The following is a 26,271-nucleotide window of genomic DNA, read 5'->3' on the forward strand; positions in this document are numbered from 1 at the left end:
CGTCTTGTCAGACAGATCGATTTCGCATCCGGCGCCGTGATCGCGGCCGCGCGGTGCGCGGCAGATCGTCGCGGATAAGCGGCAGGGCGCAAACAGTTCCAGTTTGACTCGAACGGCCAAGTTGATCTTGGCTATTTCCGCCATTTCTGAGGGGGAGTGACACATGGCAACGGCAACCGTTGCCACGGCTTCACCGGCGTCTGCCGGTGGCAAGCCGTGGTACAAGATTCTCTATGTCCAGGTTCTGATCGCGATCGTGCTCGGCGCGCTGGTTGGCTGGTTGTGGCCCGGCATTGCCACCAACGAGTGGATCAAGGCGCTCGGCGACGGCTTCATCAAGCTGATCAAGATGGTGATCGCGCCGATCATCTTCTGCACGGTGGTCTCGGGCATTGCCCATATCCAGGACGCCAAGAAGGTCGGCCGCATCGGCGTCAAGGCGCTGGTCTATTTCGAGGTCGTCTCGACTTTCGCGCTGGTGATCGGATTGCTCGTCGGCAATATCGTGAAGCCGGGCGCGGGCTTCGGTGGCGCGGCGGCGAGCGCCCAGGCGGTTGCCGGCTATGCCAAGCAGGCGGAAGCGCAGAAGAGCGTCGACTTCGTGCTGCACATCATTCCGGACACCGTGGTCGGCGCCTTCGCGCAGGGCGAGATCCTGCAGGTGCTGCTGTTCTCGGTGCTGTTCGGCTTTGCGATCATGGGCCTCGGCGAGCGCGGCCACACCATCCGCTCGTTCATCGACGACGCCGCGCATGCGGTGTTCGGCGTGATCTCGATCGTGATGCGGGCAGCGCCGATCGGTGCGTTCGGCGCGATGGCCTTCACCATCGGCAAGTTCGGCACCGGCGCCATCCTCAACCTGATGGGGCTGATTGCGACCTTCTATCTGACCGCAGCCCTGTTCGTCCTCGTGGTGCTCGGCATCATCGCGCGGATCGCCGGGTTCTCGATCTTCAGGTTCCTGGCCTACATCAAGGACGAGCTCCTGATCGTGCTCGGCACCTCGTCCTCCGAGAGCGCGCTGCCGTCATTGATGGAGAAGCTCGAGCGCCTCGGCTGCTCGAAGTCGGTGGTCGGCCTCGTGGTGCCCACGGGTTATTCGTTCAACCTCGACGGCACCAACATCTACATGACGCTGGCGACGTTGTTCATCGCGCAGGCGCTGGGCTACGACCTCTCGTTCAGTCAGCAGCTCACGATCCTGGTGGTGGCGATGCTGACTTCGAAGGGCGCCTCGGGGATCACCGGCGCGGGCTTCATCACGCTGGCGGCAACGCTTGCCGTGGTTGATCCGCGGCTGGTGCCGGGCATGGCGATCGTGCTCGGCATCGACAAGTTCATGAGCGAGTGCCGCGCGCTGACCAATCTGTGCGGCAACGGCGTCGCCTGCGTGATCGTCGCCTGGTGGGAAGGCGAGCTCGATCGCGACAAGCTCAACGCCAATCTCGCCCGGCAGATCGACCCGACCGACCTGGAGACCGCGCTGACGACGGAGTAAATCCGCGTCAGCGGTCAGAAGCGATCCAGCCGATACGGCGAGGTGTCCACCGAGGATGCCTCGCCGTTCATCGTTTCGGCCAGCACCCGCGCCGTCGCCGGGCCCAGCGTAAAGCCCTGGTGGCCGTGACCGAAATTCACCCACAGCCCGCGATGGCGCGGCGCAGGTCCGAGCACCGGCAGCATGTCGGTGGTGCAGGGGCGGGTGCCGAACCAGGGCTCGGGCTCGACGCGGCTGCCGATCTCGATCAGCTCGCGTGCGGCCGCTTCGGCATGGCCAAGCTGAATCGGCGTCGCCGGCGCGTCGGGGCTGGTCAGCTCCGCGCCGGTCGTGATGCGGACCCCCTTGGCCATCGGCGCCATCGCATAGCCATTCGCTGTGTCGACCAGCGGCAGGTCGAGCGAGCGACCGCCCTGGTAATGCATATGGTAGCCGCGCTTGCGCACCAGCGGGATCCGGTAGCCGAACTTGCGCAGCAATTGCGGTGACCATGGCCCGAGCGTGATCACGATGTGGGCGGCATCGATCCGGCCGCCGGTCGTGTCGACCGACCAGCCGGTTGTGGTCTCGGTCAGCGTCTGCGCGTCGCCGCGCAGCAGCGTGCCGCCGAGACGCTCGAACAATCCGGCATAGGCCGAGACCAGGCCGCCAGGGTCCGACACGGTCCATGGCCCAAGCCAGTGAATGGCGCCGGGCAAGTCGTCGCGCAGCAAGGGCTCCGCCTTGGCGAGCTCGCTGCCGTCAAGCACGCGAAACTGCACGCCGAAGTCACGCTGGTTCTCTTCGGCGACTGCGATCGCCTGCTCCAGTGCCGCCGGGTCGCGATGCAGCAGGCGATAGCCGGCGCGGCGGATCAGATTGTCGGCATGCGCATCGCGGATCAGCGTGTCATGCTCTGCCGTGGCGTAGGCGATCAGGCGCGCCCAGGCGATGGTGGCTTCGCGGTGCCGCTCGGGCGTCGAGTTCCACCAATAGCGCAGCAGCGGACCGGCGTGCCGGGGCAACGAGGCCAGACGGTAACGCACGTCGTTGGTGCGTCCCATCGCGATCCTGGCAAGCGTGGCCGGATCGCGCGGCATCGGATAGGGCCGCACCGCCTCGCTCTGGATGATGCCGGCATTGCCGTAGCTGGTCTCGCGGCCCGGTTCCTTGCGATCGACGAGCGTCACCGACCAGCCGCGGCGTTGCAGGTGTAGCGCCGTGCTGACGCCCACCATGCCGCCGCCAAGAACGATCGCGCTTTGCATCGGGATCCGTCTCCGTCAGGCTCCGTCACGCCGGCGTCTGACGAACGGATGGCCTGTGCAATAAAAACGCCCGGCGTGAACGGGGCGTTTTGACTTCCAGGTGGCGCTAGTTGCCGCCGCCGCCGAAGCGGCGCGACCACCAGCCCTTGCGGGCCGGAGCCTCGGCCGTGGCGGCGTCCGGTGTGGACTGCGGGGCAGCGGCCGCGGGTTCAGGGGCGGGGGCAGCTTCCTCCGCCGGGCTCTGAGCCAGCGCCGCGGCCTCGGGCTGCGGGTTCGACGCGAAGCTGACCTTTTCACGCACCGTCGAGCGGCGCCGCTGGGCGCGGTCGGCGTCCGCCGTGTCCTCGGCGGCAGGCGCCACGACAGGCTCGGGCTCGGGCTCGGGTGCTGCAATCGCCTCAACCGGTGCGGCCTCGATCGGCTGCCATTCCGCCGGCGGGGCAAACAGCTCGGGCTGCGCGAGCGAGGGCGCCGGCTCCGCATCGTGGCTGTCGAAATCGGCGACCGCATCGGTGGCCTCGGGGGCCGCCGCGGGGCTCAACTCATCGGAGATCGATCCGGCGAGACCGTCTTCCGGTCCGCCAGTGCCGCGCCGCCGGCGGCCGCCACGACGTCCGCGGCGTCGTGGACGGCGATCGCCGTTGCCGGCCGGGTCGTCGCCGGCCGCGCCCTGCGCTTCGCCGCCTTCATCCTCGTCGCCTTCCGCATCCGCGGCGGCAACCACCTCGGTGCCATCAGGCAGGACATGCATCAGATCGCCGTCCTCGCGCGGCTGCGGAGCACCGTCACGCGGCTCGTTGGCGCCACCACGGCCGCGGCGCCGACGGCGGCGCTTGCGGCGCTGGCCGTCGCCTTCGCCGTCAGCGGCACCTGCTTCCTCGCCGGCCGCCCGGTCGTCGACGAGGCCTTCGGTCTCGTCGGTCTCGATCTCGGCCTCGTATTCGAACAGTTCTTCCTCGTCATCCGGCTCATCGGCCTGCGCCGGCGCAGCGGCAGCTTGTGCAGCAAGCAGCGCCTTGGCGGCTTCGAGCGTATGCACCTGCTCGCCGCGATCGATGATGTAGGATTGCTGGCCGTGCACCGTGGCGTCGGCGACGATCGACAGCGAGACGCGGAAGGAGTCCTCGAGGTCGCGCAGATGGCCGCGCTTGTGGTTGAGCACGTAGAGGGCGACATCGGTGCGGGTGCGGACCACCAGATTGTGGGTCGCGCCCTTCATCAGGATCTCCTCGATGCCGCGCAGCAGCTGCAGCGCCACCGACGAGACCGAACGGACGTGACCGCTTCCGCCGCATTGCGGGCAGGGCTCGGTCGAGCTCTCCAGCACGCTGGCGCGGATGCGCTGGCGCGACATTTCCAGGAGGCCGAAATGCGAGATGCGGCCGACCTGGATCCGGGCACGGTCCTGGCGCAGACAGTCGGACAGCTTGCGCTCGACCGCACGGTTGTTGCGCTTCTCGTCCATGTCGATGAAGTCGATGACGATCAGGCCCGCGAGATCGCGCAGACGCAATTGACGCGCGACTTCTTCCGCGGCTTCCAGATTGGTCTTGAGCGCGGTGTCCTCGATATGGTGCTCGCGCGTGGCGCGGCCGGAGTTGACGTCGATCGAGACCAGCGCCTCGGTCTGGTTGATCACGATGTAGCCGCCGGAGCGCAACTGCACAGTCGGCGAGAACATCGCGTCGAGCTGGCTTTCGACGCCCATGCGCGAGAACAGCGGCTGGCCGTCGCGATATTGCTTCACCGCGCGCACGTTGGCCGGCATCAGCATCTTCATGAAGTCGCGCGCTTCGCGGTAGCCGGCTTCGCCCGCCACCTGAATCTCGTCGATCTCCTTGTTGTAGAGGTCGCGCAGCGAGCGCTTGATCAGCGAGCCTTCCTCATAGACCAGCGTCGGCGCCTGCGACTTCAAGGTCAGGTCGCGCACCGTCTCCCACATCCGGATCAGGTACTCGAAGTCGCGCTTGATCTCCGGCTTGCTGCGGGAGGCGCCGGCGGTGCGTAGGATGATCCCCATGCCCTCGGGCACGTCGAGGTCCTGCACCACTTCCTTCAGCCGCGAGCGGTCCTGGGCCGAGGTGATCTTGCGGCTGATGCCGCCGCCACGCGCGGTGTTGGGCATCAGCACGGCGTAGCGGCCGGCGAGCGACAGATAGGTGGTCAGCGCGGCGCCCTTGTTGCCGCGCTCTTCCTTGACGACCTGCACCAGCATCACCTGCCGGCGCTTGATCACTTCCTGGATCTTGTACTGGCGACGCGGGCGGAACGCGCGCTCCGGAACCTCCTCGAGCGCGTCGTCGCCGCCGACGGACTCGACGACATCCTCTTCCTCGCCGTCATCCTCGTCATCGTCTTCGCCGGCATCGTCGCCATGCCGAGCCTCGGCCGCGGCTCCGTCCGCAAGCGTTGCGTAGTCGGCGACGCCGTGCTCATCGGCGGCGGCGTGGACTTCATCGGCAGCCCCGTGCGGTGCGTCGTCGGCATGCGCGGCGTTTTCCGCGACCTGTTCCTCACGGGCCCGCTCGGGCTCATGATTGACCTCGGCGGTCTCGACGAATTCCGGCGCGGCTGACGCAACGGAGGCCTCGACCACCGCGACAACGGGATCGGACGGCGCGTCGGCGGCCGGCGCCTGGCTCGTTACGGGGGCGTGGTCGTGATCGTGCGCATGATCATGGTCGTGGTGATGATCGTGATCATCGTGGCCATGATCGTCGTGACCATGGTCATGGTGATGCTCATGCTCATGGTGATGGTCGTCGTGATGCGCATGATCATGCGCCTCATGCTCGTGACCCTCATGGGCGACCACGCCGTGCTCGTGATGCCGGGCATCATGTTCATGATGCCCGCTATCGACGGAATGTTCGTGAGCCTCGGTTGCCGGCTGCGTCTGCGCGTCGCCCGCACCCTCGATCACCTCGCTCTGGACGCGGTCGCCATGGCCGCGGCGGCGGGCGTTGCGATGGCGCGACCGGCGGCGATGGCCGCGGTTCTCGTGCTCTTCCTCGGCCTCGCGATGGGCGCGCTCGTCGGCTTCGATCAGCGCCTGACGGTCGGCGACCGGGATCTGGTAGTAGTCGGGATGGATTTCGCTGAAGGCCAGGAAGCCGTGTCGGTTGCCGCCATACTCGATGAAGGCAGCCTGCAGCGACGGCTCTACGCGCGTGACCTTGGCGAGGTAAATGTTGCCGCGCAGTTGTTTGCGCTGGGCGGTCTCGAAATCAAACTCTTCGACGCGATTGCCGCGGACCACAACGACCCGGGTCTCTTCCGGGTGGGTGGCATCGATCAACATCTTGTTGGGCATTTTGGGGCTCTTGACGGCGGCGGGCGCGGATCATGGCGCGCGCAAACTGCGCCGCCCGGTGACGCGACGGTCCACCTGATTCGGGGGTGAGGGGAAGGCCAAAACGCGTCTCGCGGCGCAGCGCCGGACGGGAACCCACCGGGATGATGCGACGGGCGAAGTTTTCACCTCGCGTCAGCGCGATCATTGGGGGGATCCTGGTCGGCAATGCAGTCTGGCGCATTAAGCGTCGGCCCGTCTAAACATGTTGGCGGCGAAATTGACCGCCGTATCTTTTGCTGAAGGCCCCGCCTGGCGCCGAAGCGCCTGCCGGCCATCGCATATCGAGGCCCCAAGGGGCCGGATAATCGGTTACGCCGTGTCTCAAACCGTCCCTCTGGCGAGGGAGTGTGTCTGGGACCGGACGCCGCTCGGGCTTGAATCCGCCTCTCCGTGTCAGCCGCGCGCGGCGCTGGCTGGGGAGGGACCGGAAAAACACGGCGGGATCTTCGACTTGGAAGGTTCCACCGCTGCACCAAGAGGCTGAACGTGACACAACCGGGAGTACTAGCCGTCAGCACTCCGTACATACGTGGATTGCCCGCCGCGTGCAAGGGAAGCGTCACGCCGCCGCAACACTCGGTTCTTTTCACCGGCGCGTCATTAGCCTGCGATTAACCGTGCGGTTCTAATGCGGTAAGAAGCAGCTGGGAGGCTCCGAATCGGGTGGAGAACCGCGCAAAACACCTTGTTTTCTTGGGATGCGGACTGTTGTGCGCTGCAGCATTGGCGCTTGCGGTGGCCAGCGCCCCGAGCGCGGCCGAGGGACCAAAGGACGGCCAGCCGGCCGCCACTGCTTCTGCCGCCAACGCTCCGAATTTCCCGATCGCATCCGGCGCCAGGCTCGCCGGCGACGACAAGCAGACCCGATTCATCCTCGATCTCGACCGCAAGATCGAGTTTCGCGCCTTCCCGCTGGCCGACCCCTACCGTGTCGTGGTCGATATCCCGCAGGTCAATTTCCAGCTTGCTGCCGGCACCGGCGCGGCGGCGCGGGGCTTGGTGAAGGCGTTCCGCTATGGCCTCGTGATGCCCGGCGGCTCCCGGATCGTGTTCGACATGACCGGCCCGGTGAAGATCGCCAATTCCTATGTGCTCGATGCCGCCAATGGCCAGCCGCCGCGGCTGGTGCTCGACTTCGAGCAGGTCGATCGCACCAGCTTCGTGCAGTCGCTCGCGCCGGAGAGCCGGCCCGAATTGAAGCCCGCGATCTCCGAAGGCAACACGGCAAGCATCCCCGCCGTCACCACGGCGGCATTGCCGCCGGTCGCGACCACCGACTCGCGCCCGCTGATCGTGATCGATCCCGGTCACGGCGGCATCGACAACGGCACCCAGTCCGGCGACCAGACCGAGAAGAGCCTGGTGCTGGGCTTCGGCCTCGCTTTGCGCGACCGGATCGAGAAGTCGGGCAAATATCGCGTGGTCATGACCCGGTCCGACGACACCTTCATCCCGCTCAACGACCGGGTGAAGATTGCCCGCTCGCAATCCGCGGCACTGTTTGTCTCGATCCACGCCGATGCCTTGCCGCGCCGCGAGGGCGACGCCCAGGGCGCCACGATCTACACCGTGTCGGACAAGGCGTCCGACGCCGAGGCCGAACGGCTGGCGGAAGCGGAAAACAAGGCCGACGCGATCGCCGGCGTGAACCTGACCGACGAGCCGACCGAGGTCGCCGACATCCTGATCGACCTCGCGCAGCGCGAGACCAAGACCTTCTCCAACCGCTTCGCCCGCCTGCTGATGGACGAGATGAAGTCCACGGTGCGGATGCACAAGCATCCGTTGAAATCGGCCGGCTTCCGGGTGCTGAAGGCGCCCGACGTGCCGTCGGTTCTGGTCGAGATCGGCTACGTCTCCAACAAGGGCGACCTCGAGCATCTGGTTTCCGAGAACTGGCGCAACAAGGCCGTCGGATCGATGGTCCAGGCGATCGACGCGTTCTTCGCCAAACGGCTGGCAACCGCCGGACCGGCAAAGTGAAATTGGCCGTCTGAAAAGCCCGGGCCGTGGCCCGGAAGCCCTAGTTTGGCCACAGCAGCGACGCTATAGACAAGGGACCGCAGGTCCGCAGAATCGACCATATTGTCCGGCGGCTTTTGTTTATTCGCGTGCGCAAGGCGGCTCGCTGGGCCAAGGCTTTGAAGTAAAGGCCTCACTGCAAAGGCCTCGAATGTAAAGGCCTCCGTTATGTGAGGCTTCGCACTTTTGGACAGGCGCTTCTGACGATTGAGCGCCGGAGGGTAGGAACGGAACGTCGATAATGCGCCTGCTCGTGCGGTTCATGGGTTTCTTGTTCGCCGCCGGAACCGTCGTGTTCCTGGTCGGGGTCGCTGCCGTCGCCGGCGCCATCTGGCATTTCTCCAAGGATCTGCCCGACTATTCGCAGCTCCAGGACTACGAGCCGCCGGTGATGACCCGCGTGCACGCCGCCGACGGCGCGCTGCTCGGCGAATACTCCAAGGAACGCCGGCTGTATCTGCCGATCCAGGCGGTGCCGAAGCTCGTGATCAACGCGTTCCTCGCTGCCGAAGACAAGAACTTCTACGAGCACGGCGGCATCGACTATCAGGGCATGGCGCGCGCTGCGATCGTCTATGCGCAGAACTACGGCTCCAACCGCCGCCCGCAGGGCGCCTCGACCATCACCCAGCAGGTCGCCAAGAACTTCCTGCTGACGAACGAGGTCTCGTTCGCGCGCAAGATCAAGGAAGCCTTGCTGGCGATGCGCATCGAGCGCGCCTATTCCAAGGATCGCATCCTCGAGCTCTACCTGAACGAAATCTATCTCGGGCTCGGCGCCTACGGCATCGCGGCGGCGTCGCTGGTCTACTTCGACAAGTCGGTCAACGAGCTGACGATCGCGGAAGCGTCCTATCTGGCCTCGCTGCCGAAGGCGCCGGCCGCGCTGCATCCGGTGCGCAACCGTGACCGCGCGATCGAACGCCGCAACTATGTGATCGACCGCCTGCTGGAGAACGGCTGGATCAAGCAGGCCGACGCCGACAAGGCGCGCAAGGATCCGCTCAACGTCACCAGCCGCTCAAACGGCGCGCACATCTTCGCCGGCGAATATTTCGCCGAGGAAGTCCGCCGCGACATCTTCGAGCGCTACGGCGAAAAGAAGCTCTATGAGGGCGGCCTGTCGGTCCGGACCACGCTGGATCCCAAGATCCAGGTGATGGCGCGCAAGACCATGGTCGCGGGCCTCGTGAATTACGATGAAGCGCAGGGCTGGCGCGGGGCGGTGCACAAGCTCGACGTCTCCGGCGACTGGGGCGTCAAGCTGGCCGATGTCAAATCGCTCTCCGACATCTCGCCGTGGCGGATGGCAGTCGTGCTGGAGACCAGTGATCAGTCGGCGCGGATCGGCTTCCAGCCGGGCCGCGAGCTCGGCGGCGCGGTCAGCAAGGAACGGCAGACCGGCATCATCACGATGGACGGCGTGCGCTGGGCGAAGAGCAAAGGCAAGGCGCCGACGGCGGTTTCGCAGGTGCTGCAGCCGGGCGACGTGATCTATGCCGACCCGCTGGTGACCAAGGACGGCAGTGCGGTCGAGGGCCAGTATCGCCTGCGGCAATTGCCTGAAGTCTCCGGCGCCATGGTGGCGATGGATCCGTGGACCGGCCGCGTGCTCGCGATGGTCGGCGGCTTCTCGTTCGACCAGAGCCAGTTCAACCGCGCGACGCAGGCCTACCGGCAGCCCGGATCGTCGTTCAAGCCGATCGTGTATTCGTCGGCGCTGGACAATGGCTACACGCCGTCGACCACCGTGATCGACGCGCCGATCGAGATCGATCAGGGGCAGGGCGCCGGCGTGTGGCGTCCGGAGAACTATTCGTCCGGCAAGTATTACGGCCCGACCACGCTGCGCAACGCGCTGCAGCGCTCGCTCAACACCGTGACGGTGCGGCTTGCGCAGGACATCGGCATGCCGCTGGTTGGCGAGTATGCCAAACGCTTCGGCGTCTATGACGAACTGCCGAACTATCTGTCGTATGCGCTCGGTGCCGGTGAGACCACCGTCATGCGCATGGTCACGGCGTATTCGATGTTCGCCAATGGCGGCCGTCGCGTGAAGCCGACGCTGATCGATCGCATCCAGGACCGCTACGGCCACACCATCTTCAAGCACGACACCCGCGAATGCCGCGGCTGCGACGCGCCGGGCGGCTGGAAGAGCCAGCCGGAGCCGCAACTCGTCGACCGCCGCGAGCAGGTGCTCGATCCGATGACCGCCTACCAGATCACCGAGATGATGGAAGGCGTGGTCCAGCGCGGCACCGCGACCGTCGTGAAGGAGGTCGGCAAGCCGATCGCCGGCAAGACCGGCACCACCAACGACGAGAAGGACGTCTGGTTCGTCGGCTTCTCGCCGGATCTCGCGGTCGGCGTTTACATGGGCTACGACAAGCCGCGCAATCTCGGCCGCACCGCCACCGGCGGTCACGTCGCGGCTCCGATCGCCCGCGACTTCCTCAAGCTTGCGCTCGCCGACAAGCCGCCGACGCCGTTCAAGGTTCCGGCCGGCATCAAGCTGATCCGCGTCGACGCCAAGACCGGCATGCGCTCCGGCCCGGGCGATAGCGGCAACACCATCCTCGAAGCCTTCAAGCCGGGCACCGCGCCGCCGGACAACTACTCGGTGATCGGTGTCGCCGATGCCGACGGCCGCGGCCCAGCACCTGGTCCGCAGCCGTCGCAGAGTGGCGGACAGCCCGACGGCGGCTTCTTCATGCGGCCGGGAACCGGGGGGCTGTATTAGCGGTCGTTTCGGCCGAATCGCCGGGATTGCGTGGCCAAGCCGATTGCGCTTTGCCGCGCCGGTCGTTACATCCCCGGCAAGCTTTTTCACCAACACCTGAAAGATCATGCGCGCGGAAATCGAACGCCTTGTTGAAGAGATCAAGCAGTCAGTCGGGCTGCTGAGGAGGCATCTTTGACGTCGAACAATCGACGGCACGCCTCGCTGAGCTGAACAAGCTCGCTGAAGACCCCAATCTCTGGAACGATCCGCAGAAGGCCCAACGGCTGATGCAGGAGCGCACCTCATTGGAGGACTCGCTGTCGGGCATCGGCAAGGTCGAGCGCGAGCTCGAAGACAATATCGGCATGATCGAGCTCGGCGAAGCTGAGAACGATGCGGCCGTGGTCGCCGAAGCCGAGAAGGCGCTCAAAGACCTCAAGAAGGAGGTCGCCCGGCGCGAGCTGGAAGCGCTGCTCTCGGGCGAGGCCGACAAGTTCGATTCCTATCTCGAAGTCCATGCCGGCGCCGGCGGCACCGAGAGCCAGGACTGGGCGCAGATGCTGCTGCGCATGTACACGCGCTGGGCGGAGAAGCACGGCTTCAAGATCGAGTTCCTCGAGGAGCAGCAGGGTGAAGAGGCCGGCATCAAGTCCGCCACCATCCAGATCTCCGGCCACAATGCCTATGGCTGGCTGAAGACCGAGGCCGGCGTGCATCGCCTGGTGCGCATTTCGCCGTTCGATTCCAACGCGCGGCGGCACACGTCGTTTTCGTCGGTGCAGATTTTCCCTGTGATCGACGACTCGATCAAGATCGAGATCAAGGAGTCCGACGTCCGCACCGACACCATGCGGTCGGGCGGCGCCGGCGGTCAGCACGTCAACAAGACCGAGTCGGCAGTGCGCCTGACGCACATTCCGACCGGCATCGCGGTGGTCTGTCAGGCCGGACGCTCCCAGCACAAGAACCGGGCACAGGCCTGGGACATGCTGCGCGCGCGGCTTTACGAGATCGAGCTGAAGAAGCGCGAGGAGCAGGCCGCTGCCGATCAGGCCGCCAAGACCGACATCGGCTGGGGTCACCAGATCCGCTCCTACGTCTTGCAGCCGTACCAGATGGTGAAGGATTTGCGCACCGGTGTGCAGACCTCCGACACCTCGGGGGTGCTCGACGGCGATCTCGATGAATTCATGGCGGCGACCCTGGCGCAGCGTGCGTTCGGCACCGGGCCCGGCTCCGTCGAGGATGTGGATTAGCCCATGACGCGCGTCGCTTTCATCGGATTGGGACGCATGGGCCACGGCATGGCCGGCCGTTATCTCGATGCCGGTTTCACGGTCGCGGTGTGGAACCGGAGCAAGGCCAAGGCCGAGGATCTGATCGCGCGCGGCGCGCTGTGGGCGACTTCGCCGGAGGACGCCGCGATCGACGCCGATGCCGTCGTGACCATGGTCGCCGACGATGAGGCATCGCGCGCGGTCTGGCTGACCAAAGACGGCGCCGCCGCCACCATGAAAGCCGGCACGCTGGCGATCGAGTGCTCGACGGTCTCGTACCAGCACACGCTGGACATGGCGCGCGAGCTCAACAGCCGCGGCCTGATCTACATCGATTGTCCCGTCACCGGGCTGCCGGAGGCGGCAGCTGCCGGCAAGCTGACGCTGCTGGTGGGGGCTGATCCGGCCGATCTCGAACGGGCGCAGCCGTTCCTCACGCCGATCGGCAGCACGATCCGCCATTTCGGCGCGGTCGGCACCGGCACCGTGTTCAAGCTGATCAACAATCTGATCGGCGCGGTGCAGATCGCAAGCCTCGCCGAGGGCGTCGCGATCGCCGAGCAGGCCGGTCTCGACATGCAATTGGTGGCCGAGGCGCTGGGGACCGGTGCGATCGCGAGCCCGCAAGTGATCCGCCACTCCAGGCGGATGATCGAGCGCAACTTCTCCGGCGCGTCGTTCACGGCGGCGCTGCGCCACAAGGATGCCGACTACGCCGTGCGGTTCGCCGAGACGCTGCTGCCCGGCGTGCCCGTCAGCCGCGCCGCGCTCGCTGCCTACGAGAAGGCCAAGGCCCATGCGCCCGACGGCGACGAAGGCCAGATGATCGAGATCGTGTCGCGGCCGAAATAGGCAGAGCCGCCATTCACAGAAATCGGGTGGCCAGCGCCGCCGCGCCCGGCTAGGCATCTGCGCCAGCGCAGATGAGTGCCCGCCATGCCTTCCGTTGACAACAGGATCGATCGCCGCGACTGGGGGCTGCTTCTCTTTCTGTCGGTGTTGTGGGGCGGCTCGTTCTTCTTCAACGGCGTCATCCTGCGCGAATTGCCGCCGCTGACGCTGGTGCTGCTGCGCGTCGTGCTCGGCGCGCTCATCCTGCTGCCGCTGCTGCGCGCCCGGAAGATCGAATTCCCGCGTGGTCTGTCCGGCTGGGCGCCGTTCGCCGCGATGGGGCTGTTCAACAACGCGCTGCCGTTCTCGCTGATCGTGTTCGGGCAAACCTATATTCCGAGCGGGCTGGCCTCGATCCTCAATGCGACGACGCCGCTGTTTGCGGTGGTCGTGATGGCGGTGGCCGGCGAGGAGCGGCTGCAGGCGCGCCGCGTGGCGGGCGTGGTGGTCGGACTGATCGGGGTCGCGATCCTGCATGGTGATGCGCTCGGCTTCGAGAGCAGGCAGGGCATCGGCATCCTGCTCTGCCTCGCCGGCGCCTTCAGCTACGGCATCGCGGCGCTGGTCGGACGGCGGCTGCCGCAGCGCGTGCCGCCTCTGGGCACGGCGACGTTCCAGATGATGGCCTCCAGTGTCATGATGGCGGTCGTCGCCGGCGTGGCCGAACGACCCTGGCTGCTGCCGATGCCGCATCTGACCACATGGCTCGCCGTGCTCGGGCTCGCGGCGCTGTCGACGGCGCTGGCCTATATCGTGTTCTTTCAGATCCTGCAGCGCTCCGGCGCGACCAATGTGATGCTGGTGACGCTGCTGCTTCCGGTCACCGCGATGCTGCTCGGATATCTCGTGCTCGGCGAGCCGGTCGCGCCGCGCGAAGTGATCGGCGCGCTCGTGATCGCCAGCGCGCTGCTCCTGATCGACGGGCGCGTCTTGACCTGGTTCAGCCGCGCGCCTGCTTCCACGCCGCATACCAGCCCGTAAAGCGGCCGCTGTCGCGCTCGCCGCCGTGCCAGGCGGCATAAGTCGTGCCGTCGTCGGCGACCAGCACCACGGCATCGAGTCCCCTCGAGCGGCGCAGCGTGTCCATCGCCTGCGCCGGCGTCTGCGCGATGGGACCAGCCACGTTGAACGACGTGTTGACCGACATCTCGACGCCGATATGGCGGCCGAGCGCCTTCAGATAGGCATAGGTGAGGGGATCGTCGGTCTCGCGCACGATCTGGATGCGGCCGGTGCCATCGGCATGCACCACGGCGGGAATCTTCGCGCGCGCCTCCGGCTTCGAATGCGCCGTGAGCACCATGTAATTGTACGCGTTGTAGTCGGCGTCGGACGCGCCGTCTTCGAGCTCGAAATAGTCGCGCGCGGCTTGCAGCGTCGCCATCGGCGCCAGCGGCCGGATCGCCTCGCGATACTTGACGCGCTCGTTGAGCCGCTCGCGCACCTCGGGGTCGCAGGGGTTGGCGAGGATCGAGCGATGGCCTAGCGCGCGCGGGCCGGTTTCGGCCGCGCCCTGATAGATCGCGATCACGCCGCCCTGCGCAACCATGCTGGCCATCAGATCGGCAACCGCATCGCGCCCTTCCGATGTCGCGACATTGCCGATCTCGGTGGAGGCGACGTCGTCGGCGCGCAGCGCCGCGGTGATGTCGGCGTTCGAAGGCGGCAGGCCGCAATGGAAGGCGTGCGACAGCGGCGCACCGCGCGCCGCGCCCGCCATATGCGCGAACAGCCAGGCCGCGCCGATCGGCACGCCGGGATCGCCGGGCACCGGCGGCACCCACATATGCAGCCGGGTCTTGCGCTGCTGCACGCGTTCGAACCACGCCTCGTCGAAGTGCTCGAGCAGCCGCATATTACCGAGCGCGTTCAGCGCCACGCCGCCGGTCAGCACCAGGCGGTCGGTGCCGGTGATGCGCAGGAGATGATCGATGACATGGATCATCGCATCCTCGAACACCAACTGCGTGGCGGCGGCCTTGTCGACGCGGTCCTTGGTGTCGGGGCGGTGATTGATGTCCTCGACGCGCAGCACGGCGTCGGGATTCCAGAGCTGCTCGGGCCGCAACGGCGGGCCGAGGATATCGATCAGCGGCTGATGATAGGGGGTGTCGGCGGGGTCGGCGTACCAATTGGCCATCGCGCGATTGAGCTGCACGCTGCCATTGGGCCCGAGCTGCAGCACCGCCTTCAGGCGCTGATAATACGGATTGGTGGCGCGGTCCATGTCGCCCCAGGCGGCGGCGCCCATGTAGCGGCCCTCGCTGGAGAGCCAGGTCCAGCCGCCCTGGCTCGACGAGATCACGGTGTAGAAGGCGCCGAGCGAATCGAACAGGCTCTCGTTGCAATAGAGCTGCTTCATCTCGCCGTTCTCGGCGACATAGAGCGAAATCGAACCGACGTCGCCGGTGCCGTCGAGCACCGCAATCGCGACCCGCTCGCGCACATCGGCGAACGGCGATGCGGTGAACGAGTACCAGGCGTGATTGTCGTGATGCGGCATGCAGATCAGCGGCAGCTGTTCGCCGAGCCCGTACATCCTGCCGAGCCTACGCGCGATGCGCCGCACCTGGTCCATTTGACGCAGATTGATCGCCGGCGCGATCGGCGCGCGCAGCAATTTGATGCTGCCCGGCGCTTCCTCCAGCGAGGTGCGGATCAGCATCGCCAGCAGCGCTGGATAGTCCCACGTCGTGACGAAGGCCGCGATGTCGCCGACGTCGCGGCCCATCCGTTGCAACACCTTGCGCATGTCGTCGAGCGCGTGTTGCGGAAACTCATTGGTGTGTTTGTTTCCGGAAAAGCGCTCTTCCTCGTTGTTGACGATCAGGCGCGGTCCGTCCTTCTGGGTGACCTCGACCAGTGCGACGCCGGTGTTGTGCGTGCCGGGGCAGGCGAGGCCAGCGATGTAGACGGTCTCGCCGCGCTGCAGCTTTTCGCGGACCGAAGCGATCGTGCGCTGCGCGAACTCGCCGTTGGCCTTGTGCAGGCCACGCTTCGCCAACGCACGTTCGCTGAGGCGGCGCGTGATCTCATAGCCCGCGGCCGCAATACGCGGATGCCGCGGACCGGTACGAATGTCCGGTTTACGCAATCAGAACGCCTCGACTCGTGATCCCCAGATCGACTTCAATCATAAATAGCGCCAGGCAACAATGCCGTTTCGCCCAACGGAAAAACCCAGCGCTTGCCAGCACATGCGTCTCTTGCGAGACTTGCCGTCAAAACTACGACAAAAATCGGGGAGAAAACGATGCCGGCTCGTTCTGGATATATTGGCGCGATCGTGGCCTTCGCAAGTGCCGCATTGATCACGACCTCGGCGACAGCGCAGAAGAAATACGACCCCGGCGCAAGTGATGGCGAAATCAAGATCGGCAATATCATGCCGTATAGCGGCCCGGCGTCGTCCTACGGCGTGATCGGCAAGACCGAGGCTGCGTTCTTCAAGATGATCAACGAGCAGGGCGGCCTCAATGGCCGCAAGATCAATTTCATCAGCTACGACGATGCCTATTCGCCGCCGAAGGCGATCGAGCAGGCGCGCAAGCTGGTCGAGAGCGACGAGGTGCTGCTGATCTTCCAGGCGCTCGGCACGCCGTCGAATTCGGCAATCATGAAATACATGAATGCCAAGAAGGTGCCGCAATTGTTCGTGGCCTCCGGCGGCACCAAGTTCGGCGATCCCAAGAACTTCCCCTGGACGATGGGCTTCCAGCCCAACTACCAGAGCGAAGGGCGGATCTATGCGAAATACATTCGCGACAAATTCCCCGACAGCAAGATCGCGGTGTTCTGGCAGAACGACGACGCCGGCAAGGATCAGTTCAAGGGCCTGAAGGACGGGCTCGGCGACAAGGCCAACATGATCATCGCCGACAAGTCCTACGAGGTCTCCGATCCCTCGATCGATTCGCAGATCGTTGCGCTGCACGATTCCGGCGCCGACATCTTCTTCTCTTGGGCGGCGCCGAAGGGATCGGCGCAGGCGATCCGGAAAGTGGGCGAGCTCGGCTGGAAGCCGAAGTTCTTCCTCGCCAACACCGCGACCACGGTCGCCTCGGTGCTGAAGCCGGCGGGGCTCGAATATGCCAAGGGCATCATCTCGACCCAGTACCTGAAGGATCCGACCGACCCAACCTGGGACAAGGACCCCGCGGTCGTGAAGTGGCGCGGCTTCATGGACAAATACTATCCTGACGGGGACAAGGCCAATTTCAACAACGTCTACGGCTATGTGCAGTCGGAGGCCATGGTGCAGGTGCTGAAGCAATGCGGCGACAATCTCACGCGCGAGAACGTCATGAAGCAGGCGGCCAGCTTGAAGAACTTCCACTCCGACCTGATGCTCCCGGGCATCATGGTCAACACCTCGCCCGACGACTACTACCCGATCGAGCAGATGCAGTTGATGCGGTTCAACGGTGAAGCGTGGGAGCTGTTCGGCGACGTCATCACGGGCGAAGTCGGACACGACGCGACGCGGTAGGCGGTGATGGGAGGCACTGCTTGTATCGCAACACCACCGTCGTCCCGGCGAAGGCCGGGACCCATACGCCGCGGCGGTCGTTGTGAACGGGACTTGTCGTTCCAGCGTTGCGCGACAAGCAGCATCGGTGGTTATGGGTCCCGGCCTTCGCCGGGACGACACCGAATATGTTGCGCGGTACTAGCGCGGCGGCGCACCGCAGGTGTCCGCCAAGATCTTCTCCGGCCGGCGGGCGCGCAGCGCCATGCCGCCGGCGACGCCGACGCCGATCACGTACATCCAGCCTTCGTGAAAATCGGACAGATGTGAGTTCAGCAGCGAGCTCGTGATGTTCTGCACGACGACGGCGAGGCCGATCCAGCTCACGAGATCGCGGCCGGCGAACAGGCGGATGTGGCTGATCCACATCGCGTACAACAGCAGCACGCCAATGAGCCCCCACTGGATCGCGACATCGAAGGTCTGGTTGTGCGGGTTGTTGATCACCTCGGCCTCGAGGCCGGTTTGTCCTGTCGCATCCTGCGTGAAGAGGTGCCTGATCGCGCCGGTGCCGTGCCCGATGAGCGGCGCCTCGGTGATGAACTTCACCGACTTCCGCCAATAGGTCAGGCGCTGCGCGGTGGAGGCGATCCCGGACGTGTCATGCGCGCGATACTCGACGCCGACGTCGGCGATGCGTTGGCGCAGATAGGGGGACGTCGTCCACACCAGCAGGCTCGTCAGCGCGACAGCAGCGAACAGCAGCCGTGTGGCGCGGCGGGACAGATGCAGCGAGGCGAACGGGACCAGCAAGACCGGCATGGTGACCAGCGCGGTCCGCGCCGAGACGACGTAGGACATGTTGGCGACGAACAGCAGGATCAGCGCGATGGCGCCGGCTGCGATGCGCCATTGCCGGGCCCGCAGCGCCGTCAACGCCGGCAGCATCAGCGCGAAGGCGCACAGCACGAATTCCTGGCTCTGGTCGAGGTAGTTCTTGACTGGCACGCCGTCGGAGGCGGTGTGCGCGAGCTTGAGCTGCGGCAGCGCCAGCACGATCCAGGACAGCATCATCAGCAGCGTGCATGACACCAGGAAAGCCAGGAACACCCAAAGCCCGCGCCGCGAGCGCTGGAAGTAGCCGAGCAGGAACGGCAGCAGCAATAGCTTGCCGAGCGGCTTGATGCCTTGCAGCCGCTCAGTCCAGCCGGTCTCCGACCATGCCATGCCGAGCACCGCGAGCGCGACCAGCGCGACCGGCAATGCAAAGGCCGGTTGCGCGAGGTCGAGAATGAACTGCTCCCAGTCGATGGTCGGGATTACGGTGACCAGCCACAGCAGCATGAAGACGGCGAGCGCGGTGGTCGACCACGGCAGCGAGGCCGCGGCGAGTGCGATCAGGATGTCGGTGGTGCGGACGTAGGCGGCCGTACCGGACCAGGCGCGAACCCGGTCGCGCCATCGTGTCGGCGGTTCGATGGCGAGACTGATGGCGTCGGAATCGGTGCTCATGACCCGTCACACACTGTGCGCGGTCGCGCCGTTGAAGGTCGCCATCGCGGCGGTGAGCGCCGCGGCGGCGGTCGCGACATCAGGGGCCGGCCGATGCGACAGCAGGTCGCGCGCCTGGGTGTGGTGGCCGAAGCGCTCGGCGAGCTCGGTGCGGCGCGCGCGGATCTTGTTTCGCCATTGCTCTTGCTCGGCCAGAACCCGGGTGACCGAGGCGCCGATGGATTCGATCGAGAACGGGTCGAAATAATCGGCGAGCTCACCGGCGACTTCGCGGAACACGGCGATATCCGAGCACAGCACCGGCGTGTTGACGGCCAGCGCCTCGATGATCGGGACGCCGAAGCCCTCGGCGAGGCTCGGCATGATCAAGCCATGGGCATCGGCAATCAGGTCGGCTTTCTCGTGCTCCTCGACATAGCCGGAAAAGCGGACATTGGGTGGCGCATTGCGGGTCAGGCTAGGCGCGCCGGTGTAGCCGATCACGACGAGATCGGCCTGGGGCAATTTGCGGAAGGCGCGGATGACCGCGGCGAGGTTCTTGCGCGGCTCGGCGGAGACGATCACGACGAAGTATGGCCGTCCGCTCGGCGCACCTGCTGCCGGCAGCGCCTGTGCATCGAATCTGGTGCGGGGATAGACCACCCGCGCCGGCAGATGCGCGAACTGCGGAAGCAAAGCGCGGAACCGGCCCAGGCTGTAGTTCGAGACGAAGGCGAGCTCGTCGGCCTGCTGCAGGCTGGTGAACAAGCGCGACAGGAACAGTCGCGTTGCGACGTCGCTGAGCTTGAGGTCGGTGAGCGGCAGCAAATCGTGCACCACGCAGATCAACTTGGCGCCGCGCTTGCGCTGGATCGCGACCCGCGTCGGCGTATCGACGAGGATGACATCGTAGCCGCGCGCATCGACCCGCGGCGGCGGCAGCCGCAGCAGCGCCGAGGTGTCCTGATAGCTGTAGAAGCCGGGTTCGAGCAGAAAGTCGCCGAACAGCTTGAGATGGCGCAAATCGGTCGGGATGTATTCGAGGCCGTCGGCGTGGTTCTCGATCAGGCTGACGCCAGCCGGCAGCAGATGGAGCGCGCGTAGGAAGCTGACCGCGAATTCCAGCGAGGTCGCGGCGCGCAGCTTGCCTCGGAACCAGTCCACGGTGCGGCGCAGACCGCCGCTGCTGCGCATAACAGGCGCATTCATGTCGGCCTCGTCGAGGAAACGATAGAGCGCAAGCAGCTCGATCAGCCGCGAGCCGTCGGGCAGCAGCCTGGTGCGCTGCTGGCGTTGGCGCAGCTTGCGATAGCGGCGCGTGGTCTCGACCAACAGCGTCAGCTCGTGGCCGTCGCCGGCCAGCGAGCGGATCAGTTCACGCGTGAAATGGAAGATGCCGCGCTTGTGGTTGGGTTCGCCGAGCGCCTCGCTGACGACCAGAATCTTTGTCATGCGGTTATTTCTCTGAGTTCGAGGTGATGCGGGACGGGCGGAACCAGCGCAACGCTGCTGGTGATGCGGCCGTGATCGAGATTGATGATGCGATTGCATGTCCGGCGCAGCAGCCCCTGGTCATGCGAGGCGATGATCACGATCGCCGCGGCCTCGACCATCTTGCGCAGCCGCTGCTCGGCCTTGGCCGAGAAATTCTCGTCGACCACGCTGAGCCATTCGTCGAGCAGCAGGATGTCGGCGGGAAAGGCGGTCGCGGTCGCGAACAGCACGCGCATCAGCATGCCCGACGAGAACATGCGCAGCGGCAGCCGCTGCATGCGCGCCTCCAGCTCCGTGAACGCCCAGATCTCGTCCAGGATCGCCGGCGTCGGCTTGCGTCCGGAGATCCGCAGCAGCAGGTTGATATTGTCGGCGGCGACGAAATCGAGATTGACGCCGGCGCCGAGGCCGAGCAGCGGCACGATGTTGCCGGAAATCCGGACCTCGCCTCTGGTTGCCGGAAACACGCCGGCGATCAGCCGCAGCAAAGTGGACTTGCCGGAGCCGTTCGGCCCGGCCAGACCGATGCGGGCGCCGGCCTTCGCCTCGATCGAGATGTTGTCGACCGCGCGGATGGTGCGCATCTCGCTGGTCTGGCGGAACAGGCGGCCGAGCAGGCGGCGCTTCAGCGAAAAATCGTAAGCGCCGTACAACGGATAATCGAGGCAGACGTCGCGGAGGTCGATGCTTGCCATGTGCTAGATCCAGAATGCCGCTTTGCGCAATTGAGCGACCGTCACGGTCGCGGCGACCGCGAGCGCAGCAAGGCAGGCCAGCACGTAGATCACGCTCGTCATCGCGACATGGCCCGATGCCAGCGGGTCGCGCCAGACCGCGAACAGATGGGTCAGCGGATTGAGCCGCATCACGGTAGAGCCGCGATCGATCATCTCAGGCGTCCAGATGATCGGCGAAGCCAGGAAGGCCAGCGTTAGCGAGGACTCGATGATCGGCTTGATGTCGCGGTAGCGCGTCGCCAGCGCGCCGAGCACGAGGCTGACGCCGAGCGCGCAGATGACGAACAGGACGAGCCCGGGCAGCGCGGCGATCGCACCGCCGACATCCCGCGGCGTCAGTGTGAGCCACAGGATCAGCGGCACGACTGCATTGTGAGCCGCGAACAGCGCCTGGCGGAAGGTACATTGCAGCAGGAAGATCACCGGCGGCAGCGCGCGATCCTTGATCAGGCTGGCCGAGCCCTGCAGCGCGGTGGTGGCGTCGAGCACGACGCTGTTGAGGAAGGTCCAGGCGGTGAGGCTCGCCGCCAGCATCGGCAGCCGCGCCACCGCGCTGGCGTTGGAGAGATGGCCGATGACCGAGCCGAGCACGGCCACCATGATCGCCATCTGGATCGACATCCAGAAGGGTCCAAGGAGGGAGCGGACATAGCGATGGCGAACGTCTGACCAGGCCAGCGCTGCCGCGATCTGGATCGCGCCGACGAGACCGGCCGTTCGGGGGCGCGGGGCTGGGGCTGACGACCCTGCGTCCTTTGCGGCGGCCTCTTCGGTAACGACCTTGCGGTACACCGTCTCCACTCCCTCCTTGAAGGCTGATGTCGAGTATTTCGTGATCGCGCGATGCCGCGCTGCCTGCCCCATGCGGCGGCGGCGTTCGGGATCGTTGATCAGCGTCTCGATGGCGTCGGCGAGAGCTGTGGGATCGCCGGGCGGCACCGTGATGGCCTCGATGCCGTCGCGGGCGACATGCGGAACGCCGGTGTCGAGCGTGGTGTTGACGATGGGACGGCTCGCCGCCATCGCCTCGAGCTGGGCCAGCCCGAAGGTCTCGGCATTGGTCACTGACGGCATCACGAAGACGTCGGCGATGCGCATCAGCTTGACGCGCTCGCTCTCGGACACCGAGCCGAGCAGGCGGACGCGATCCTGCAAGCCGTAGTCGCGGATCAACTGTTCGAGATGCTCGCGCTCACGGCCCTCGCCGACGATCCAGACCTCGAAATTGCGGGCGTGGGCGGCGCGCACCAGCACGTCAAAACCCTTGTAGGGCACCAGCCGGCCGCAGGCGAGGACGAGGCGGCCGCGGGCGTTGACGTCGTCGGCTTGCGCGGCCGGGCGGTCATACTTCTCGACATCGACGCCGAACGGAACGGCGTGGCACTTGTCGGCAAATTCCTGCAGCAGCGGCGTGGTTTCGATTAGCACCGGATCGGAGACGATGATCGCGGCGGCACGGCGCAAGGTCCGGCGCATCATCGGCTCGACCAGAAAGCGCAAGGCCGCGTGCGAGACGATATCGGCGTGCCAGTGCACCACCAGCGGACGCGCGCGGCCGAGCCCGCATGCGAACACCAGGTCGGCGAGCGGGAAGGGCGCGTGCAGCGCCAGCAGATCGTGCTCGGCGATGCGGCGCCACAGCCGCCACGGATAGGTCGGCGCCGCCGGCAGCGACAGCACATCGCCGAACGAATGCACGCGCTCGACCGCAACGTCATTGACCACGATCTGCCGCTCGCCGCCGGCGCGCGAGCAGACCAGCACGGCGGCGTCGAACGTGTCCTTCAGGGAGGCGCAGATGTCGCGGATCACGGTCAGCGTGCCGCCGAACAGGTCGGGGTAGTAAACCTTGAAGATATGGAGCACCGACGGACGCCGGACCGGCGTGTTCAGACCAATCATGGGCGGCTCGATCCGGATCATGCGACGAACAGGGCGACGACGAACGGCAGCGCCAGCGCGGCGGCGAACACCAGCGAGCGCAGCAGCGCCGGAAACACCGGCTCGATCGGGCCGCAAGGCGCCTGCGGCGCGAAGCAGAAGCCTGCCTGCGGCGGGAAGCGGAGTGTGGTGGCGGCGAACCGGCCGGGTTCGCGATGTGAACCGGGTTCGCAAGACGAACCGGGATCGTGGGCCGAACGAAGAGACATAGCGTCGGATTCCCTGTTGAATGGATTTCTGGGTGCGTGGGAAAATGTCACACGTCAATGGCATCGGACTAAAATGTGGGATTATGTCCCACGTGTGGCGGTGGATAACTTTTTTGACAGGAGGCATCGGAGCGCATGCCGGCGCGATCGCGCCGTGACGGCGCGAGGCGAACAGGTCGTGAGTGCTAGCGAGGTGTCAGGCCGGCTCGGCGGTGCTGCCCGTCGTCGATGGCTGCAACTGGCGGCGGATGGCGGGGATGTCGAAATGGATCCGCTCGGGCAGCATCGCGGCTGCGGGCCGCTGCAGATCCTGCTCGATGACGACGCGCTTGCCGCCATCCGCAGTCACCGCGATCGAGATCGAGTTCGCCCGTGGCTCGGCGGTGAGGCCGGCATGCGCGCGGCAGGCATATTCGCCGGCGCGCAGGCCGCCGAAGCCGAAGGCGAGCAGGCGGCCATAGATGTACAGCGCCAGCAGGTCGGTTTCGCCGAAGCGGCGCGGCGAACCGGGCGCCACGCCCGGCAGGCAGGGATAGCCGCCCGCCATCACCGTCGACACAAACTCGTCGTAGGGAACCTGGGCGATCCGGCAGGCTTCCGCGATCGCAAGGTCGAATCGGGCAGGCGTCATGGAGCGGTCCGTAGGGATATCGGCGCCCGCAGGCCGCGCCGTGTCCGGAGGTTACTTTGTTTCCCATAAGTGGGAAAATGTCACACGTCAAGCAAGGTGGGCAAAACGGTGGGATTGTGTCCCACGCGGCGGACGGCTAAAAGTTAGGCATGAATGCCAAGCCCCCGAAGCCGAAGCCGGGATCGTCCGCGCCGATCGCCGCCGCGAAGCTGCACGCGCCGCTGGCGCGGATGCTGCGCCCGCTGGTGCGGCTTTGCGTGCGCGGCGGCATGACATTTCCGGCGCTCACCCAGCTGTTGCGCGAGCTCTATGTCAACGTCGCCGAACACGACTTCGCGCTCGAGGGCAAGGAGCAGACCGACAGCCGCGTCAGCCTGCTGACCGGCATCCATCGCAAGGAGGTGGCGCGGCTGCGCGGCGCGGGCGCGCCGGTCAATGCGGTGCCGGCGACGCTGTCGCGCACCAGCGCGATCATCGCGCGCTGGCTGGCCGCGCCCGAATTCACCGACGCCAAGGGCGATCCGCTGCCGTTGCCGCGCACCGCCGATGGCGGCGCGCCGTCGTTCGAGACGCTGGTCGAATCGATCACCAAGGACGTGCGGCCGCGCGCCGTGCTCGACGAGTGGCTGGACCGTAAGCTCGTCACCATCAATGACGACGACGAGATCATGCTGGTCGAGGAGGCCTTCGTCCCGCATGGCGACGACGACCGCAAATGGCATTATCTCGGCCGCAATTTGCACGACCACGTCGCGGCCGCCGAGATGAACGTGTCCTCGGCGACACCGCGCTTCCTCGAACGCGCGGTGCATTACGACGGGCTGTCGGCCAAGCTGGCCAAGCGGCTCGAAGGCCGCTCGCGCGAGCTCGCAATGGAGGCTTTGAAAGTCGCCAACCGCGAGGCCAACCGCGCCTTGGCCAAGGACAAGGGCGGCGACTACCGCTGGAATTTCGGCATCTACATCTATCGCGAGGGCCCCGACGGCCCGGTCGATGACGATGCCGACGAAGGCGGTGCGGCATGAAAGGCCCGTCGGTTATTTCCCGTCGCGCGCTGCTGATCGGCTTCTGGTTCGCCGGAACGTCGCTCGCGGGCGCGCAAGTCAAGAAGCGCGGCAACGATCAGGGCATCGGCGGCACCGGGATCACCGGCTCCGACCAGGGCATCGGTGGCACCGGCATTGTCGGCGTGATCCAGCGGTTCGGCTCGATCTACGTCAACGGTGAGCGCGTCGCCTATGCGGCCGACGTGCCAGTCCGGATCGACGGCGAGGCGGCGAACGCAAAGGCGCTGCGGATCGGGCAGCTCGCGCGCGTGGTGGCGGAGCGCGATGCCGGCGGCACGCTGTCGACCAAGCGGATCGACGTGGCGAGCGAAGTGACCGGGCCGGTCGAGCAGATGAAATCGGGCGAGCTGACGGTGCTCGGCCAGAAGGTCGCCTGGAGCGGCCGCGAGAGCTGGCTGAAGGTCGGCGCGCATATCGCCGTGTTCGGGCTGCGCCGGACGGATGGCGTGGTCGTCGCAAGCCTGGTGCAGGAGCGCCATGACGCTGCGATGCGCGTCGCAGGACCGCTCGAGCGCGATCGCGCAGGGACGTTGCGCATCGGCGAGCTCAAGCTCAGCGGCGTCGATGCGGCTTTGGCCGGTCAGCGCGTGCAGGCCGAGGGCCATGTCACGCAGGGCGTGATGCAGGTCTCGCGCAGCCGCGCAGACGACTTCTCCGATCTCACCGGCGCCAAGCGGCTGTTGATCGAGGCCTATGTGCGGCGGGTCGGCAATGACCTGCAGCTCGGCTCCGGCTTCGTCGCGCGCGACCATTCGCGCTTTTCGCCGGCTGCCGATACGCGCGTGGTCGTGAATGCGCAGCTGTCGGGGACGCGCGAGCTACGGGTCGAGTCGGTGCAATCGGTCACCAGATTCCCGGGCTCGTCGGTGCGGAGCACCGGCACGCCGGGCCGCGGCTCTGGCGGCGGTGGCTCCGGGCCGGGACATGGGTCCGGACCAGGCGGGCGCGGCGCGCCTGGCGGTGGCGGCCCTGGCGGGCCATCTGGTGCGCCCGGCGGCGGGCCGCCTGGTGGTGGCGGTCCTGCGCCTGATCCTCTGAGTGGCGGAACGACTGGCCCGGGTCCGGGCGGCTTTGGCTCGCCCGGCGGACCATTCGGCCCCGGTGGTGGTGGCGGTGGCCCATTCGGGCCCGGCGGCGGATTCGGTGGTGGCGGGCCGCCCGGCGGCATGGGCGGCGGCGGCCGTCGCTGATCCGGCAAGACAAAACCGGCGCAGGCTT

18 protein-coding genes are annotated in these 26,271 nt (G+C 66.4%); 9 read left to right on the forward strand and 9 right to left on the reverse strand.

What is annotated here, in order from left to right; all coding sequences use genetic code 11:
- Positions 1-163 precede the first annotated feature (163 nt).
- Positions 164-1,498 (forward strand): dicarboxylate/amino acid:cation symporter, encoded by a 1,335-nt coding sequence (locus ACVIGA_RS40335; RefSeq protein WP_456670406.1) that lies wholly within the window; start codon positions 164-166, stop codon positions 1,496-1,498.
- Between the two features lie 14 nt (positions 1,499-1,512).
- Here the strand turns inward: ACVIGA_RS40335 and ACVIGA_RS40340 are convergent, their stop codons facing one another.
- Complete coding sequence (locus ACVIGA_RS40340) at positions 1,513-2,745, reverse strand: FAD-dependent oxidoreductase (RefSeq protein ID WP_456670407.1); 1,233 nt, start codon at positions 2,743-2,745, stop codon at positions 1,513-1,515.
- A gap of 106 nt (positions 2,746-2,851) precedes the next feature.
- Positions 2,852-6,058 carry an Rne/Rng family ribonuclease gene (locus tag ACVIGA_RS40345; protein ID WP_456670408.1) on the reverse strand — a complete coding sequence of 1,069 codons (3,207 nt, stop codon included), beginning with the start codon at positions 6,056-6,058 and terminating at the stop codon, positions 2,852-2,854.
- A gap of 705 nt (positions 6,059-6,763) precedes the next feature.
- On the opposite strand from ACVIGA_RS40345, the gene ACVIGA_RS40350 reads away from it, so the two are divergent.
- From ACVIGA_RS40350 to ACVIGA_RS40370, 5 genes are all read left to right on the forward strand, one after another.
- On the forward strand, positions 6,764-8,083 hold the full coding sequence (locus tag ACVIGA_RS40350; RefSeq protein WP_456670409.1) for an N-acetylmuramoyl-L-alanine amidase: 1,320 nt from the start codon (positions 6,764-6,766) through the stop codon (positions 8,081-8,083).
- Between the two features lie 280 nt (positions 8,084-8,363).
- A complete protein-coding gene (locus tag ACVIGA_RS40355) occupies positions 8,364-10,865 on the forward strand; it encodes a penicillin-binding protein 1A (RefSeq protein WP_456670410.1) in 2,502 nt (833 codons plus the stop codon).
- Between the two features lie 106 nt (positions 10,866-10,971).
- Positions 10,972-12,103, forward strand: a protein-coding gene (gene prfB / locus ACVIGA_RS40360) for a peptide chain release factor 2 (protein WP_223967877.1) whose coding sequence is annotated in 2 segments (ribosomal slippage) — positions 10,972-11,040 and positions 11,042-12,103 — 1,131 coding nt in all. Because the reading frame shifts where the segments join, the coding sequence is not laid out codon by codon here.
- Positions 12,104-12,106: 3 nt separating this feature from the next.
- Positions 12,107-12,976: an NAD(P)-dependent oxidoreductase gene (locus tag ACVIGA_RS40365; RefSeq protein ID WP_456670411.1), complete on the forward strand. Its 870-nt coding sequence runs from the start codon at positions 12,107-12,109 to the stop codon at positions 12,974-12,976.
- A gap of 84 nt (positions 12,977-13,060) precedes the next feature.
- Positions 13,061-13,996 (forward strand): DMT family transporter, encoded by a 936-nt coding sequence (locus ACVIGA_RS40370; protein WP_456670412.1) that lies wholly within the window; start codon positions 13,061-13,063, stop codon positions 13,994-13,996.
- Here ACVIGA_RS40370 and ACVIGA_RS40375 read toward each other — a convergent pair.
- On the reverse strand, positions 13,956-16,109 hold the full coding sequence (locus ACVIGA_RS40375) for a carbamoyltransferase C-terminal domain-containing protein (protein ID WP_456670413.1): 2,154 nt from the start codon (positions 16,107-16,109) through the stop codon (positions 13,956-13,958). The genes ACVIGA_RS40370 and ACVIGA_RS40375 overlap by 41 nt on opposite strands.
- A 159-nt stretch (positions 16,110-16,268) precedes the next feature.
- Here ACVIGA_RS40375 and ACVIGA_RS40380 point away from each other — a divergent pair, with 159 nt between their 5' ends.
- Positions 16,269-17,504 (forward strand): ABC transporter substrate-binding protein, encoded by a 1,236-nt coding sequence (locus tag ACVIGA_RS40380; RefSeq protein WP_456670414.1) that lies wholly within the window; start codon positions 16,269-16,271, stop codon positions 17,502-17,504.
- A 180-nt stretch (positions 17,505-17,684) separates the two neighbouring features.
- Here the strand turns inward: ACVIGA_RS40380 and ACVIGA_RS40385 are convergent, their stop codons facing one another.
- From ACVIGA_RS40385 to ACVIGA_RS40410, 6 genes are all read right to left on the reverse strand, one after another.
- Complete coding sequence (locus ACVIGA_RS40385; protein WP_456670415.1) at positions 17,685-18,995, reverse strand: O-antigen ligase family protein; 1,311 nt, start codon at positions 18,993-18,995, stop codon at positions 17,685-17,687.
- Between the two features lie 6 nt (positions 18,996-19,001).
- Entirely contained in the window at positions 19,002-20,426 is a 1,425-nt protein-coding gene (locus tag ACVIGA_RS40390) for a glycosyltransferase family 4 protein (RefSeq protein ID WP_456670416.1), read from the reverse strand.
- The gene (locus ACVIGA_RS40395) at positions 20,423-21,163 is read right to left on the reverse strand and encodes an ABC transporter ATP-binding protein (protein WP_456670417.1); all 741 of its coding nucleotides are present in this window, start codon (positions 21,161-21,163) and stop codon (positions 20,423-20,425) included. The genes ACVIGA_RS40390 and ACVIGA_RS40395 overlap by 4 nt, the downstream gene beginning before the upstream one ends.
- Before the next feature lie 3 nt (positions 21,164-21,166).
- Positions 21,167-23,107 carry a glycosyltransferase gene (locus ACVIGA_RS40400; RefSeq protein WP_456670418.1) on the reverse strand — a complete coding sequence of 647 codons (1,941 nt, stop codon included), beginning with the start codon at positions 23,105-23,107 and terminating at the stop codon, positions 21,167-21,169.
- 17 nt (positions 23,108-23,124) lie between these two features.
- A complete protein-coding gene (locus ACVIGA_RS40405) occupies positions 23,125-23,355 on the reverse strand; it encodes a hypothetical protein (RefSeq protein WP_456670419.1) in 231 nt (76 codons plus the stop codon).
- A gap of 196 nt (positions 23,356-23,551) precedes the next feature.
- The gene (locus ACVIGA_RS40410) at positions 23,552-23,986 is read right to left on the reverse strand and encodes a hypothetical protein (RefSeq protein ID WP_456670420.1); all 435 of its coding nucleotides are present in this window, start codon (positions 23,984-23,986) and stop codon (positions 23,552-23,554) included.
- Positions 23,987-24,135: 149 nt separating this feature from the next.
- Here ACVIGA_RS40410 and ACVIGA_RS40415 point away from each other — a divergent pair, with 149 nt between their 5' ends.
- Positions 24,136-25,011: a DUF6502 family protein gene (locus tag ACVIGA_RS40415; RefSeq protein ID WP_456670421.1), complete on the forward strand. Its 876-nt coding sequence runs from the start codon at positions 24,136-24,138 to the stop codon at positions 25,009-25,011.
- Entirely contained in the window at positions 25,008-26,243 is a 1,236-nt protein-coding gene (locus ACVIGA_RS40420) for a DUF5666 domain-containing protein (protein ID WP_456670422.1), read from the forward strand. Before ACVIGA_RS40415 ends, ACVIGA_RS40420 begins: the two co-directional genes overlap by 4 nt.
- Positions 26,244-26,271 lie beyond the last annotated feature (28 nt).

The sequence above is a fragment of the Bradyrhizobium sp. USDA 3240 genome (assembly GCF_054063295.1).

Excerpts from the sequence above, each read along its gene's own strand:
- ACVIGA_RS40395 (WP_456670417.1), bottom strand. The coding sequence starts at position 21,163 with ATGGCAAGCATCGACCTCCGCGACGTCTGCCTCGATTATCCGTTGTAC.
- ACVIGA_RS40400 (WP_456670418.1), bottom strand. The coding sequence starts at position 23,107 with ATGATTGGTCTGAACACGCCGGTCCGGCGTCCGTCGGTGCTCCATATC.
- ACVIGA_RS40385 (WP_456670415.1), bottom strand. The coding sequence starts at position 18,995 with ATGAGCACCGATTCCGACGCCATCAGTCTCGCCATCGAACCGCCGACA.
- ACVIGA_RS40370 (WP_456670412.1), top strand. The coding sequence starts at position 13,061 with ATGCCTTCCGTTGACAACAGGATCGATCGCCGCGACTGGGGGCTGCTT.
- ACVIGA_RS40355 (WP_456670410.1), top strand. The coding sequence starts at position 8,364 with ATGCGCCTGCTCGTGCGGTTCATGGGTTTCTTGTTCGCCGCCGGAACC.
- ACVIGA_RS40390 (WP_456670416.1), bottom strand. The coding sequence starts at position 20,426 with ATGACAAAGATTCTGGTCGTCAGCGAGGCGCTCGGCGAACCCAACCAC.
- ACVIGA_RS40365 (WP_456670411.1), top strand. The coding sequence starts at position 12,107 with ATGACGCGCGTCGCTTTCATCGGATTGGGACGCATGGGCCACGGCATG.
- ACVIGA_RS40335 (WP_456670406.1), top strand. The coding sequence starts at position 164 with ATGGCAACGGCAACCGTTGCCACGGCTTCACCGGCGTCTGCCGGTGGC.
- ACVIGA_RS40345 (WP_456670408.1), bottom strand. The coding sequence starts at position 6,058 with ATGCCCAACAAGATGTTGATCGATGCCACCCACCCGGAAGAGACCCGG.
- ACVIGA_RS40380 (WP_456670414.1), top strand. The coding sequence starts at position 16,269 with ATGCCGGCTCGTTCTGGATATATTGGCGCGATCGTGGCCTTCGCAAGT.
- ACVIGA_RS40415 (WP_456670421.1), top strand. The coding sequence starts at position 24,136 with ATGAATGCCAAGCCCCCGAAGCCGAAGCCGGGATCGTCCGCGCCGATC.
- ACVIGA_RS40420 (WP_456670422.1), top strand. The coding sequence starts at position 25,008 with ATGAAAGGCCCGTCGGTTATTTCCCGTCGCGCGCTGCTGATCGGCTTC.
- ACVIGA_RS40410 (WP_456670420.1), bottom strand. The coding sequence starts at position 23,986 with ATGACGCCTGCCCGATTCGACCTTGCGATCGCGGAAGCCTGCCGGATC.
- ACVIGA_RS40340 (WP_456670407.1), bottom strand. The coding sequence starts at position 2,745 with ATGCAAAGCGCGATCGTTCTTGGCGGCGGCATGGTGGGCGTCAGCACG.
- ACVIGA_RS40405 (WP_456670419.1), bottom strand. The coding sequence starts at position 23,355 with ATGTCTCTTCGTTCGGCCCACGATCCCGGTTCGTCTTGCGAACCCGGT.